The sequence below is a fragment of the Stieleria sedimenti genome, assembly GCF_025060895.1.
GTDB classification, from domain to species: domain Bacteria; phylum Planctomycetota; class Planctomycetia; order Pirellulales; family Pirellulaceae; genus Stieleria; species Stieleria sedimenti.
Genome location: NZ_JANZKV010000047.1, coordinates 40,117 through 54,793, shown reverse-complemented (window position 1 = coordinate 54,793; position 14,677 = coordinate 40,117). Strand labels below are relative to the sequence as shown.

General features: G+C 59.6%; 10 protein-coding genes. All 10 read left to right on the top strand.

The genetic code is table 11. The features are described from left to right. The first annotated feature begins 242 nt into the window (after positions 1 to 242). The 10 genes from NZK35_RS07770 (at position 243) to NZK35_RS07725 (ending at position 14,638) form a co-directional block, all read left to right on the top strand. Positions 243 to 1,676 (top strand): phytoene desaturase family protein, encoded by a 1,434-nt coding sequence (locus NZK35_RS07770; RefSeq protein WP_259631965.1) that lies wholly within the window; start codon positions 243 to 245, stop codon positions 1,674 to 1,676. Positions 1,677 to 2,466: 790 nt separating this feature from the next. Next, on the top strand, positions 2,467 to 4,488 hold the full coding sequence (locus NZK35_RS07765; RefSeq protein WP_259631964.1) for a hypothetical protein: 2,022 nt from the start codon (positions 2,467 to 2,469) through the stop codon (positions 4,486 to 4,488). A 482-nt stretch (positions 4,489 to 4,970) separates the two neighbouring features. Continuing rightward, a complete protein-coding gene (locus tag NZK35_RS07760) occupies positions 4,971 to 6,920 on the top strand; it encodes a propionyl-CoA synthetase (protein ID WP_259631963.1) in 1,950 nt (649 codons plus the stop codon). Between the two features lie 107 nt (positions 6,921 to 7,027). Further along, a complete protein-coding gene (locus NZK35_RS07755) occupies positions 7,028 to 8,347 on the top strand; it encodes a V-type ATP synthase subunit B (protein WP_259631962.1) in 1,320 nt (439 codons plus the stop codon). Continuing rightward, a complete protein-coding gene (locus tag NZK35_RS07750) occupies positions 8,344 to 8,934 on the top strand; it encodes a V-type ATP synthase subunit D (protein WP_259631961.1) in 591 nt (196 codons plus the stop codon). Before NZK35_RS07755 ends, NZK35_RS07750 begins: the two co-directional genes overlap by 4 nt. A 15-nt stretch (positions 8,935 to 8,949) precedes the next feature. Beyond that, positions 8,950 to 10,851: a V-type ATP synthase subunit I gene (locus tag NZK35_RS07745; protein ID WP_259631960.1), complete on the top strand. Its 1,902-nt coding sequence runs from the start codon at positions 8,950 to 8,952 to the stop codon at positions 10,849 to 10,851. Then, complete coding sequence (locus NZK35_RS07740) at positions 10,851 to 11,315, top strand: ATP synthase subunit C (protein ID WP_259631959.1); 465 nt, start codon at positions 10,851 to 10,853, stop codon at positions 11,313 to 11,315. The genes NZK35_RS07745 and NZK35_RS07740 overlap by 1 nt, the downstream gene beginning before the upstream one ends. A 4-nt stretch (positions 11,316 to 11,319) precedes the next feature. Next, on the top strand, positions 11,320 to 12,030 hold the full coding sequence (locus NZK35_RS07735; RefSeq protein ID WP_259631958.1) for a hypothetical protein: 711 nt from the start codon (positions 11,320 to 11,322) through the stop codon (positions 12,028 to 12,030). A gap of 6 nt (positions 12,031 to 12,036) precedes the next feature. Continuing rightward, on the top strand, positions 12,037 to 12,696 hold the full coding sequence (locus tag NZK35_RS07730; protein ID WP_259631957.1) for a DUF2764 domain-containing protein: 660 nt from the start codon (positions 12,037 to 12,039) through the stop codon (positions 12,694 to 12,696). Between the two features lie 130 nt (positions 12,697 to 12,826). Further along, positions 12,827 to 14,638 carry a V-type ATP synthase subunit A gene (locus NZK35_RS07725; RefSeq protein ID WP_259631956.1) on the top strand — a complete coding sequence of 604 codons (1,812 nt, stop codon included), beginning with the start codon at positions 12,827 to 12,829 and terminating at the stop codon, positions 14,636 to 14,638. Positions 14,639 to 14,677: the final 39 nt, after the last annotated feature.

The following is a 14,677-nucleotide window of genomic DNA, read 5'->3' as shown; positions in this document are numbered from 1 at the left end:
TCTAGTGCTCCAACCACATTTAATGTTGGGGTTGCGTTGGTCGAGCGGAAAAGGGGTCAGGTACCAAAAACCAAATGGCCCGAAGGGTGCTTCGCATTTTTGGTACCTGACCCCTTTTCCGCGGCACCCTAAATCTAAAAGTTGACGGAGCACTAGTGGGATAGGCTTCCCGCCTGTCATCGTTCAAATTATCCCCGCACGACGCTTCCGATTTATCTTTCCCCCATTGCTGCTGCCGTTCCATGCCGCGTGATTTTCTAAAAGGTGCCAAAGACGAGTACGATGTCGTGGTGATCGGCAGCGGGCTGGCCGGGCTGACCAGTGCCAACATTCTCGGTCGCGCCGGCCATCGTGTGCTGTTGTTGGAACAGCACTACAAACTCGGCGGGTTGGCGACCTGGTTTCTGCGGCCCGGAAGCCACACCTTTGACATCTCGTTGCACGGGTTTCCTCACGGAATGATCAAATCCTGTCGCCGTTATTGGAACCGTGACATCTCCGATCGCATCGTCCAGCTCAAAAACATTCGCTTCGACAACCCCCAGTTCTCGCTCACCACAACGTTCGATCGCGAAGATTTTTCGCGGTTGTTGGTGGAGCGGTTTGATCAAGATCCCGAGACGGTCAAGTCATTCTTCGACACCGCGCGGGGCATGAATTTCTATGACGACCAAACCACCACGACCGGAGAATTGTTCGAACGATTCTTTCCCGGACGCAACGACATCGTTCGTCTGTTGATGGAACCGATCACCTACGCCAACGGCTCCACACTGGAAGACCCCGCGATCACGTACGGAATCGTCTTCAGCAACTTCATGAGCAAAGGCGTTTATATCTATGAGGGGGGAACCGACGACCTGATCAAGCGGATGAAAAAGGAGTTGGAATCTAACGGTGTCGACATTCGCATCAATTGTCCGGTCGACCAGATCATCACCAGAGGCGGCCGGGTCAGCGCGGTCCGGGTCGGCGATCGAACCATTCGCTGTCGTGCCGTCGTCAGCAACGCGAACTTACGGACCACGATCCTGAAGATGATCGGCGAAGAAAAACTCGATGCCGACTACGTCCAACGAACCAACGCCGTGCGGCTGAACAACAGCAGCACACAGGTCTACATGGCGCTCAAAGAAGGGGAAACGATCGAGGAGAGCAGCGGTGACCTGTTCTTCACCAGCACGGCGAAGGAATTCAAAACCGAGTCCTTGCTCAGCCGAGACATCACCAGTCGCACGTTCAGCTTTTATTACCCGCGGACGCGACCGTGGAAAACGAAAGAACGCTACGCCGTCGTCAGCAGCACCAACGCCAATTGGTCGGACTGGAATGACCTGAACGAAGAGGATTACGAAGCGAGCAAGAAAGATCTGGTGGAGACGACGATCGAGGCGCTGGAGCGTTACATCCCCGGGGTGCGTGGCAAGATCGAGCATGCCGAAGCCGCCACGCCGCGCACCTTTCAGCACTACACCCTCCACGAACGGGGTGCCAGCTTCGGCACTAAATTCGAAGGGCTAGGGGTCAGCCGAGACCTGCCTAACCAAGTCGGAGGCATGTACCACGCCGGCAGCGTCGGGATCATCATGAGCGGCTGGCTCGGGGCGATCAATTACGGCGTCATCGTCAGCAACGAAGTCGACCAGTTGCTGACCAGCGAATCCTCGCCGGTGTGAAGCTGGGTTCTGCGGCGATCGGTAGATGTTTGATCGGCGTCCGTCGGGAACGGGGGAGCGAAGCATTCAGCGGCTCGTGTGATGCTTCGCTTTGCTCGGGTGAGGGCCCGTAGGCTTGCACTCAATGCCACTTGCTTTGGCGCCAAACGGAGTGATGCTTGTGAGCGGCAGGGCTCTGCGCTTGTCAAAACCTTGTCGATTGAGCGGTATCGGGCGCGCGGCCTGACCCCGACGGGGTCCAAGCGAGTAGCCGGAGGTGAGCGAAGCGACACCTCCGGACATCCGGTCCCCCGTCAGACGCGACCCCGAAGGGTGTCGAAGCAAATGACGTCGGCGCCCTCGGACCCGGCCAGCCCGCACGCTCGAGCTCACCGATCAACTCCTTTACGAACGCAGACTGCCGCACCGCCGGCGGATTGATTCGCTGCGACCCCGTCCGGGGTCGAGGGGATTGTGGGACGTGCTTCCCGGAGGTGGCGCTGCGCTGACCTCCGGCTACTCGCTGCCATCCCTCCGGGATATTGGGCGCCAGCCAGTCCAGAATCGTCGCAATCTCAACAAACTGTCGTCAAATCGATCTGGCGGCGATGCGGCGTGAAGGCTTCGTGCCGGCCGCTGAGAACGTCACTTCGCCGTACCAATCGGGTTCCTGTGGCTGGATAATCGATGGAGCGACTGTATCTCGCTCGAATGTCAACTTCGCGACGTCGAGTGGCGGCGGACGGTACGCGGATTGCACCTGCAAGCGGTGCGAAGACGTTCGACGAATTACTCACGACCAACCCACCCGATGATCCGTTCCCCAAGATCTCTCGTGCTCTCCTGCCTGCACACCGCCGTTGCTGCCCTGCTGGCCGGTCCGCTGCTTGCTCAAACTCCTCCGTTCCAAGCCCAGGAAGTCGGGGAGCCGAGTGCTGGATCGATCAACGCATCTCCCGAAGCATTCAGCCCCGACTTGCAGATCTCCGATCCGGCGCAGGGAGATCCCTTGGTCGATGAACTCGGCGTGGAATACTTGTCACACGGACCGTTGCACGAGTCGTACGCCGAGCCTTACTCGGCCGACCCGAAGCCCGCCCCGGTGGTGCCAAAGGAACCCCCGCCACCGGTCAAGGAATTGCCGCCGACGCTTCGACCGGAAAGCGAAAAGTCGACATGGATCCCAGGTTATTGGGATTGGGATGAAGAGCTGGGTGACTTCCTCTGGATCAGCGGTGTATGGCGAGAGGTGCCACCGCAGCGTCGTTGGGTTCCCGGTTATTGGGAGCCGGCCGAGGACGGGTATCGTCGCGTCGCAGGCTTTTGGGCGAACGAGCAAGCGGCAACCGTCGACTACCTGCCACCACCGCCGGAGTCACTCGAGCAAGGTCCGGCCTCTCCGGCCCCGGGAGACAACTATTTCTATGTGCCTGGGAACTGGAACTATCAAACAAGCCAGTACCAGTGGACGCCGGGATTCTGGGCCAGATCCCAACCCAATTGGGTCTGGATTCCGAACCAATACGTCTGGACCCCGCGGGGTTGCATCTTCCGATCCGGGTACTGGGACTATCGTCTCCAGCGGCGCGGCGTGTTGTTCACACCGGTGTATTATCGGTCGCCGATTTATCTGCGCGCCAACTACTGGTATCGGCCGCGCTATGTCATCGACAGCGGTCTTGGTCTGTTGGCGAATCTGTTCGTCAACCCGCGCTATGGTCGCTATTACTTTGGCGACTACTACGGAGTCGGATACGGCACGAGCTTCCACCCCTGGATCAGCTACTACCAGCGGCCACGGCGGTACGATCCGTTGTACTCGTACTACGGGATCCGGTCGCTGCACGATCGAGAGCCTTCGCTGGATCGCATCGCACGACAACATCAACAGATCCGCGATCATCAAGAACTCAGGCCGCCGCGTACGTATTCGGGGCCGCCGGTTCAGGCGGGACAACGCGGAGCTGGTCCGGCACCGGGCAAGGGCAATCGCGAGCGTGTGGAGATGGCAAACTTGGCGAATCCGCTGGAAGACTATGCCCGGCGAAACTCGGATGACATCCGATTCCGTCGCATCAGCGAGACCCAAGCTTCATCGTTGGGGCGTTTCGCGGAGCAGTCCCAGGAAAAAACACGCCAGGCCCGACGAGACTTTGAAAAGCTGCCGCCAGGAAAGAAGCTCGGGGATCCGTCAGTGGCCGACCGATCCGGCATGCCACGGGGGCCTTCGCGCGGTACCAGCTTTCGTTTGCCGGTCGACGATGTACCGCAGCGCGGCGTGCCATCGTCGATGCGTGGACGAGACGTGTTGAACAACGACGGCAGGTTGAGCCGCGACGGTAGGTTGAACAGCGACGGTAAGTTGAGCAATAGCGGCGGGGGGAACCGCTCGCCAACACCTGAAAAATCATCGCCCCCGGTTCGTCAATTCGGATCACCGCTCGGCAGCGCGTTTGACCCGTCCTCCGGTATCGGCCGGTCGACCCGCCGTGACCAGCCGAGCGTCCGTTCCATCCCCGATCTTCGCTCACCCACACCCGGCCGTTCGATCCCCCAGGGGCGCTCTTTCACGCCGCGGCAAACTTACACGCCGCGACAATCGTCACCGCCGACGATCAACCGCGGCAACTTCGGCAACCGCAGCGACATGGGGGGGCTCAAGGCGTCCAGCAGCCGCGGAGGTGATGGCGGCCTCAAGGCGACCGGCGGCGGTTTCGGCGGATTCAAAGCGTCCGGACGCAACGTTGGTCGGAGTGGCGGCGGTGACCGAGGCAGCCGCGGGAATGCGGGGTCTGGAGGCAGGGGTTCCAAGGGGAAAGGTCGGGGCAAGTAGCCGAAGGGCTGAACGACGTCGTCTGCGAACAAGTGCTCCGTCGGCTCCCGCACTTGCACCTCGTTCCAAGGCTCCGCCTTGGAACGCTTCTGTCGGTGTGGTTCTTGCCACACGCGGTGTGTACTCGGGAGGCGGGAGTCTCCATCGCATTGTGTTCTCAGGCGGAGCCCTACGCCGTGAACGATTTTTTGGCATTGGGCTTGCTTCCAATGTCACGTCCTTTGGCTCGCAAGGTGTTAGCGGAACGGCGCGAGCCGTCCGGTCACGCTTCAAAAACACCGTGAAAGACCGGAGGGCTCGCGCCCTACCGCTAACAAATCGTTCACGGCGTAGGGCGGAGCCCGGGAACAAGTGGGAAGTTTTTCTCTTTGGTTTCATCGTCTGGTCCATGGTTTGCTCTGTAGACGGTGGCTGTGCGTCGGCGTCCCTTGCCGATCACCCACCCCAGTCTCGTGCGCTCGGCATTGAGAAGCCTCGGCAAGATGACCTATCAGCAGCAATACCGTCATAGCATCGAACAGCCCGAAGCGTTCTGGCGCGAGCAGGCGAGTCAGATTGCCTGGTATCGCCGGCCCGACCAGATTCTGTCTCAAGACGAGCAGGGTTTTTTCCGCTGGTTCCCCGACGGGCAACTGAACACCGCCTACCTGGCGTTGGATTGGCAGCTTGAACAGGGACGCGGCGACCAACCGGCGCTGATATACGATTCCCCGGTGACGGGCACGACGCGTACCTTCACGTATCGAGAACTGCTCGATCAAGTGGCCCGATTCGCCGGCGTGTTGCGTCAACTGGGCGTCGGTCACGGCGACGCCGTGATCCTCTACATGCCGATGATTCCACAAACGATTGTGGGCATGCTGGCATGCGCCCGCTTGGGCGCCATCCACTCGGTCGTGTTCGGAGGCTTTGCGCCGCACGAATTGGCCGTCCGAATTGATGATTTGCAACCCAAGGTGATCCTGGCGGCCAGCGCGGGCCAAGAACCCGATCGCGTCATCGACTATGGCAAGATCGTCAACGCCGCGTTGGCCGAATCGGTCCACGCGCCGTCCCACTGTGTGATGTATCAGCGCGACGTTCATCGTGTTGACTTGCAGCCCGGGCGCGATTGGGATTGGGACGAATTGGCCGCAGCCGCCGAACCGGCCGACTGCGTGCCCGTCCTCGCCACCGATCCGCTCTATGTGCTCTACACCTCCGGCACGACCGGACGTCCGAAAGGGATTGTCCGTGACCACGGTGGCCATGCCGTGGCGATGAAGTTCAGCATGCAGAACGTCTACGGTGTTGAACCGGGCGAAGTCTATTGGGCCGCGTCGGATGTCGGTTGGGTGGTGGGGCATTCGTGTATCGTGTACGGGCCCCTGATTCAGGGTTGCACCACGGTGTTGTATGAAGGCAAACCGGTTCGCACTCCCGATGCCGGTGCCTTTTGGCGTGTCGTCGCGGAACACCAGGTGCGGTCCATGTTTGCCGCGCCGACGGCAATCCGCGCGATCAAGCGCGACGATCCGGACGGGCAGCGGGCGCGCGATTATGACACAAGTTGTCTCCGGTATTTGTTCCTTGCCGGTGAGCGGTGTGACATCGCGACACTGCAGTGGGCCGAACGCATGCTTGGCGTCCCGGTGATCGACCACTGGTGGCAAACCGAATCAGGTTGGCCAATGATTGCCAACATGGCGGGCCTGGAACTGTTGCCGTTGCGTCCCGGTTCGGCCACCAAGCCGGTTTGTGGCTATGACATTCGGATCCTGGATCGAGGGGGGCGAGAGTTGCCGCCCCACAAAGAAGGCGCTGTGGTGGCCCGGTTGCCGTTGCCACCCGGTTGTCTGCCGAACTTGTGGCGCAACGCCGAACGATTCAGGAACGCGTACCTGACCGAGCACCCCGGTTATTATTCCTCTGGCGACGCAGGCTATCGCGACGAGGACGGATATTTCTATATCACCGGCCGGATGGATGATGTGATCAACGTGGCCGGCCACCGACTTTCCACCGCAACGATGGAAGAGGTACTGGCGTCGCATCCGGCGGTGGCCGAATGTGCGGTGATCGGCGTGGAAGACCCGCTCAAGGGGCAGGTGCCGGTGGGGTTTGCGGTGCTTAAATCCAATGTCACGCTGGAACCGGAGGTGTTGGAAGCGGAGTTGATCCAGCGGGTGCGCGATCAGGTGGGGCCGGTCGCGGCGATGAAGCACGTGATCCTGGCCGACAGATTACCCAAGACGCGTTCGGGAAAGATTTTGCGGAGGACGATGCGATTGATGTCCGAAGGCAAAACGTGGCAACTGCCCTCCACGATTGAAGATCCCAGCGTGCTCGATGAGCTGTTGACGCTGCTTGACGGCAAGGGGGTGTCTACGACCAACGCAACCTCGTCGATCGCCCGACGTCCTGATGACTTGGCGAGCCGCATCCCAAGTTGACTGTGGTGAAGCGTTTGTCGAAGTGATCCTTTCGAACTGACATTGATTCAAACAGCCATTGACGTGATGATGCTGTGAATTCATACGCCTGTGCGGATAACTCCACTGTGCCTTTTCCTGAACTATTTTCACATACCCGAGTGCTCTCGATCGTCGGAGACATTCTGACGATCCACGCCAGTGGCGTCGCGCTTGGCGAACTCGCGTGGGTCAAAAACAGCGACGGGACGACGTCGTTGGCTCAAGTCACCGAGATTGATCATGAACGTGTTTCGCTGCAGGTGTTCGCCGGCGGCAAAGGACTGCGTTCGGACGCGCGGGTCAGCTTTCTAGGTCACGCCGCCCAAGTGCTCTTCTGCGATGACATTTTGGGTCGCATTTTCAACGGCGTCGGTCAGCCCGTCGATGGCGGTCCGGAACTGCTCGGTCAACGGCGTGTCGACGTCGGCGGGCCTTCGGTCAATCCCGTGATGCGGGTCGTGCCGTCGAAGATGATCGAGACCAAAGTTCCCATGATCGACGTCTTCAACTGTTTGGTTGAAAGTCAAAAGATCCCGATCTTTTCGATCGCCGGCGAACCCTACAACGAATTGCTGGCTCGGATCGCGATCCAAGCCGACGCCGACGTGGTCGTGTTCTGCGGACTGGGGCTGATCTTTGACGAGTTCCACTTCTTTCGTGACACCTTCGAAAACGAAGGCGTGTTCCCCCGCACGGTGATGTTCGCCAATCGGGCGTCGGATCCGATCGTGGAACGGTTGCTGGCTCCCGACTTGGCGTTGAAAGTCGCCGAGCGGTTTGCCGTCGAACAAAACAAACGCGTTCTCGTGCTGATGACCGACATGACGGCATTCGCCGACGCCTTGAAAGAGATCGGCGTGGCGATGGAACGCATCCCGTCCAACCGCGGCTACATGGGCGACTTGTACAGCCAGTTGGCGTTGCGCTACGAGCGGGCGTGTGATTATCGCGGTGCCGGTTCGGTCACGTTGCTGGCTGTGACCACCATGCCCGGCAACGACGTGACCCATCCCGTGCCCGACAACACCGGCTACATCACCGAAGGACAATTCTATTTGCACGATGGAATGATCGACCCCTTCGGTTCGCTCTCGCGGTTGAAACAACAAGTGATCGGCAAAGTCACTCGCGAAGATCATTCCGCGGTGATGAACACCATGATCCGCTTGTATTCGGGAGCCCGTCAAGCCGAACAGAAACAGCAGATGGCGTTCGAACTGTCGGCGATGGACCACAAACTGTTGAAATTCGGCGAGCTGTTCACGCAGCGTTTCATGCGTTTCGACGTCGCCGTGCCGCTGGAAGAAGCGTTGGACCTGGGGTGGCAAACGATGGCGGAATGTTTTGAGCCACAAGAGCTGTTGGTTCGCGAAAAGTTGTTGAACAAGTATTACCCGGCATCATGACACTTGCGCTGAACAAAACGACGCTGAAGCGGCAACGCGATCAAGCCAAACTGTATCGCCGTTTCTTGCCTTCGTTGGAGCTGAAACGTCAGCAGTTGCAAGCCGCGTGGCGACAGTCGAAAACCGAACTGGCGGAGATCGAGGTCGAAGTCCAGCGCGTCGGCGAGGAATTGCAATCCTTGTACCCGCTGATCGGCGGTTCCACGATCGACATCACCGAAATGGCCCATTGGGTGCGAGTCGCCGAGGTTGAAATCAAAACGGAAAACGTCGTCGGCACCGCCATCCCCAAGTTCCTCCACCTGCGTTTGGAAGTCGATCCCTATTCGCGCCTGGCGATTCCGTTCTGGGTCGATTCTCTCGTCGAAGCACTCAAGCAGATGGTGGGATTACGGGTGCGAATGAGGATTGCGGAAAAGCGAACCGACGCATTGGGCGCGGCACTGCGTCGCGTGACCCAACGGGTGAATTTGTTCGACAAGGTGTTGATCCCCCGGGCGGAGGAGAATATTCGCCGAATCGTGATTTTCCTGTCCGACCAGGAACGCGCGGCCGTCGTGCGTTCCAAAATTGCCAAGTCACGTTAGGCGGAGGAGCAAGAGATGGCCATTGTTCCGCTGCAACGAGTGACCTTGATCGGTGAATTGAAAAACCGCGACCGGGTCGTGTTGGAACTGCAACGATTGGGCTGTGTCCATCTGGTTGATCTTGTCAACGATGGCAGTAAGCCGCAGGGGATGGCCATTCGCGCCGAAGACTTGAAAGCGGCGATCGCTTATCTGGAGAGTTGTCCCGAGAAACGTCCCCCGCCATCACGATCCGCGCGGCGCGGTTCGGCAACAACCGTGTCGGATCATGGTGATGTCACGCGAATCGCCGCCGAAGTCTTGCGGATCGAATCCGAATCGCGGGAATTGGTCGACGAACAGGAACAGGTGGCTGAAAAGATCGAACAAACCCGTCCGTGGGGCGACTTCCGTTTGCCGGCGGCCGACGAACTGCGCGGACAACAGTTCTTCTTCTACCGTCTGATGCATCGCGAAGCCCGCCAGGTGCCGGCCTCCGTCAGAGCGGAATGCTGTGTCAGTGTGGTCAAGACCGACTCCGAACATGAATACTGGGTGATCATTGCCGAACACGCGCCCGCCGACATGCCGTGCGATCCGGAAGAGTTGGATCCGCGTCCGTTGTCGCAGCTGCAGTCGCGATTGGCGGAGATCGGCGAACAACGCGAACAGCTGCAAGTGCAGCGGATCGCGCTGACCCGTTGGCTGGATCGTTTGAGACGAGAGCTTGCGGTGACCGAGGATGAAACGGCGCGGATGAATGCGAAGCAACGCTCGTTGGTCGATGGCCCGGTGTTTGCCCTGCAAGGCTGGGCGCCACGCAGCAAACTGGCGGCGCTGGAAACCTTCGCTCGGGAAAACACGTTGGCGCTGCATCAGCGGTCCCCCGACATGGACGAATTGCCACCGACGCTGCTCAGCAATCCACGTCCGATCGCCGGTGCCGAGGGCGCCGTCACGTTCTTCATGACGCCCGGCTATCGCAGCTGGGATCCGACCTGGGTGATGTTTTTTTCGTTCGCCGCGTTCTTTGCCATGATCTTGGCCGACGCCGGTTATGGAGTCGTGCTCGGTTGCCTGGTGGCCCTGTCCGCCCGGCGTCTCGGCCGGACCGCCGCGGGACGTCAGTTCCGACAACTGGCGGTGTTCATGGTCGTCGTCACCATTGTCTATGGTCTGTTGATCGGAAGCTTTTTTGGCGTCGCACCGGCACCGGGAAGTTGGTTGGACCGACTGGTGATCAAGAGCGGTGACCACTCGATCATGCAGGACCGTGAGGCGATGATGTTGATTTCGGCCACGATCGGAGTCTTTCATCTGGTGCTGGCCAATGCGGTGGTCGCCTGGCGCTGGCTGGGCAGCGGACATGCGTTGTCCTCGGTCGGCTGGGTGATCGCGTTGATCGGCGGGTGGTTGTTGACATTGACCATGCTGCCCAAGCCCGATGTGATGGCGCTGTTGGCGGGAAACCTTGGCGGAGACTCTGCCACGTGGTCGGAAACGATCGCCGCCGGTGGTTGGTGGATGTTGGGCGTCGGGTTGCTGCTCGTGTTTTTGTTCTCCAGCACGCGGCCCGTCTTTTCCACCCGTCCACGCGACCTGCTGGCGCGCTGTCTCGACGGCGCCTTGGGACTGACCGGGGTGACCAAGGCGTTTGGGGACGCGCTCAGCTACCTGAGACTGTTCGCGTTGGGGTTGGCCAGTGCTCAATTGGCGCTGTTGTTCAACGAGATGGCGTCCGATGCGGCGCAGGTACCAGGCGTGGGAATCTTGTTAGGGTTGATGGTCTTTCTGTTGGGCCACACACTCAACTTCGTCCTGGCAGTGGTCGGAGGCGTCGTCCACGGGCTACGTTTGACCTGCATTGAATTTTTTAGCTGGTCCCTGACTGACGAGGGGCAACCGTTCCAAGCCTTTGAAATGAGAGCGAACAAGTGATGGACGAACCGATGGTGGAAATGTTGGGCAGGATCGGGATCTATGCCCCGCTGTTCTTGGGGGCGATCGGCAGTATTTTGGGTTGCGCCGCCGGTGGTCAAGCCGCTTGCGGGGCGATGCTGGATGTGGAAGGCGGCTACGGGCGGCTGATCGGTGTGTCCGCGCTGCCGTCCTCGCAAACCATTTATGGGATTGTCGTGATGCTGTCGATGAACGGCAGTTACCAGATCCAAGCGGCCCCGGGGATGTTCGCGATCGGAACGCTGTGCGGACTGGCGTTGTTGTTCAGCGGCTGGTTCCAAGGCAAGTGTTGTGCGTCGGCGATTCACGCGACCAAGAGTAAACCCGAAGTATTCGGGCTCTCGGTGGCACCTGCGGCGATCGTCGAAGGTTTCGCCGTGTTCGCCTTTGTGTTCGCCTTGATCCTGGCGGGCGGATTGCCCTCAGCGGCTGGAGGTTCCTGATTCCATGTCAACTTCATCCCCCGTCGACAAGGCTGCTCAACCCAAGCCAGACGCCAAAGCGGACGCCAATGTGGGCGTTCAAGAACTGATCGACCGGCTCAAATCCGAAGGTGTTCAGGAAGGCCAACAGCAGGCCGAAGCCCTGTTGGCCGAAGCCAAGAAGCAGGCCGCCAAGCTGATCGACGCGGCTCGTGCCGAAGCCGCCACGATCGCAAGTGAAGCCCAGCTGCAAGCCGAGCGGACGCAGACCAACGGCAAGCGGGCGCTCGAGTTGGCCAGCCGCGATGCCAGTTTGCACCTCAAGGAACAACTGCAACACGAATTCCGCGGCTGGGTCGGCGGATTGGTGCGCGAACAATTCGAAGACGCCGAATTTGTCGCCGAGCTGATCCGAGAAATGGCCACCCGAGCGATCGCGACGCTCGGTGCCGGGCCCGCCGGCGCGGAGTCGGGTCAAACGGCCAAGCTAAATCTGCTTGTCTCCCCGGACGGCGCTAAGTCGATCGAGGCGTTTGTCAAAGGACAAGCCGCAGAAATGTTGCGGCAGGGCGTTCATTTGCAGGCCGATCGATCGTTGACGCACGGATTTCGCATCCAGATCGTCGACGAAGACATCGAGATCAACTTCAGCGACGAGGCGGTCACCGCGGCGCTGATGCGTTTCTTGGCACCCAAATTTCGCCAACGGATCAGTTCTCTCGCCAACGAGGCCTGATTTGACATGCAGTCCTACTACACGCTGATCGCATCGCTGCCGCAGTTGCCGCGCGAGTTTGATGACGGGCCGATCCCCATCTCCGCGGCCACGTTGCGGCACAGGGTTTCCATGCTTGACCACCACGACCGGCAAATCGTCCAGCAAGTTTCTGACTTCTTTCGTTGGGACCGTCAGCCACGCGACCGCAGCGACGTCGAAATCCGCGAGACGCACCGCCGCCTGGTCGCCGAGATCCGACACCCGTTGGTCGCCCAGGTGGTTCACCATCGATTTGAGATGCGGATGCTGGTTGCGGCGCTGCGATGCCAACGCGGTGGGTTGCCTCCGCCCGTGTTTCCCGACTTGCCCTTGGCCGTCTGGATCCAACGGCACTGGGATGAACCTTGTTTTCGCCTCAACGAGCGTTTCCATTGGTTGGCACGGTTCTGTCAGGCGATCGAAGATCATCAACCGCGACGCGCCCAGTGGCACCTGTTCACGGAACTTTGGAATCACTGGAGTCGTTTGAACGATCAGTACAATTTTTCGTTCGAGTCGGTCGTGTTGTACCTGGCGCGATGGGAGATCCTGCATCGTTGGGCTAGCCAAAACGAACAACGTGGCAGACAACGATTCAACGACCTGGTCGATGACATCCTGCGAACCGGTGGGGTGAATTGCTGATGGGTTGTGCGAAGTGGAGGGGTGACCCGAATGACGTCGGCTCATGCACTGGCCGATCAATACGAGACCAGACGCAAGCTGGAAGCTTACGCCACGGATTTTTTTCTTTTCGCCGACACGTGGGAATTCAATGAACGCTACCGCCAACGATCAAGACTCTGCCACCGCCAAGGTCTTGGGGGTCAACGGGAACATCGTTCGTATCGAAGTGTCCGGCGGCCGGATCATGAAGAACGAGGTCGCCTACGTGTGCGTGGGTGAGGAACGCTTGAAGGCCGAAGTCCTGCGGGTCAACGGCGACCAAGCCGAATTGCAAGTTTTCGAAGAAACCGACGGCGTGCGTTTCGGTGACAAGGTCGAATTGTCCGGTGAGATGTTGTCGGTGTCGCTCGGCCCGGGGCTGCTGGGGACGATCTATGACGGGTTGCAGAACCCGCTCAGCGAACTGGCCCAGTTGGATGGTTTTTTTCTCAAACGCGGTCGCGACGTCGCCGCGCTCGACCCGGCCAGACGGTGGGACTTCACACCGTTGTGTCAGGTCGGCGATCACGTCGTCGCCGGTCAGGTGCTGGGGACCATTCCTGAGAAGAACATCGTTCACAAGGTGATGGTTCCCTTTGATGCGAGCGGCACGATGACGGTCCAGGCGATCGCCGAGGGCCGCTGGCGGACCGACGCGACGGTGGCCACGTTGACGGATTCCAAAGGCCGCCCGATGCGGATCCCGCTGGTGCAAACGTGGCCCGTTCGTCGACCGATCTCGGCGCTGATGCAACAACAGCGGCTGATCGAACGAGAGTTCCCGTCGCAGCCGCTGATCACCACCACGCGAATCATCGACACGTTCTTCCCGATCGCCCGTGGCGGAACCGCCTGCATCCCCGGGCCGTTCGGGGCGGGCAAAACCGTGATGCAGGGATTGATCGCGCGTTACAGCACCGTCGATGTGGTGATCGTCGTGGCCTGTGGCGAGCGGGCAGGCGAAGTCGTTGAAACGATTCATGACTTTGCCGAAATGCCCGATCCGCGGACCGGCGGAAAGCTGATGGATCGCACGATCATCATCTGCAATACCTCTTCGATGCCGGTCGCCGCCCGGGAGGCGTCCATCTACACCGGCATCACGCTGGGCGAATACTATCGGCAAATGGGGCTGGACGTGTTGTTGCTCGCCGATTCGACATCGCGTTGGGCCCAGGCGATGCGGGAAACCAGTGGACGGCTGGAAGAAATCCCCGGCGAAGAGGCGTTTCCGGCCTATTTGGACAGTGCGATCAAAGAACTGTATGAGCGCGCCGGTGTGTTGCGGATGGCGGACGGCACGACCGGCAGTTTGACCCTGATCGGATCGGTTTCACCCGCCGGCGGCAACTTTGAAGAACCGGTCACCCAGTCGACATTGGGGACGGTCAAGTGCTTTTTAGGACTGTCCTATGACCGTGCGTACAAACGTTTTTATCCCGCCATCGATCCGCTGATTTCGTGGTCTCGCTATCGTGATCAGCTCGAATCATTCTTCAAATCCGAAGTCGATCCGCATTGGACCGCTGGCGTTTCGGCGATGCACCAGCTGTTGCGAGACGGCGAGAGTATCGACCAGATGATGCAGGTCACCGGCGAAGAAGGCATCTCCATCGAAGACTACGTGACGTATCAAAAGGCGATGTTCCTGGACATGGTGTATTTGCAACAAGACGCCTTCGACCCGGTGGACGTCTCGGTGCCGCTGGAGAGACAAAAGGAAACGTTTCTGCTCTGTCAGAAGCTGATCAACGACGAGTATGCGTTCGAAGAAAAAGAGCAAGCGAGAGTGTTTTTCACCGAATTGACCGGGCTGTTCAAAAACCTGAACACCGCCAAAAGTGACTCCGACGATTTTAAACGGTTCCGCAACCGGATTTCAGAGCTCCAGGCCACCGCATTGGTCGTCGATGCAAGTTGACATCATGTTTGAAGATTGCAGCAGATCACGGCCCTGCGG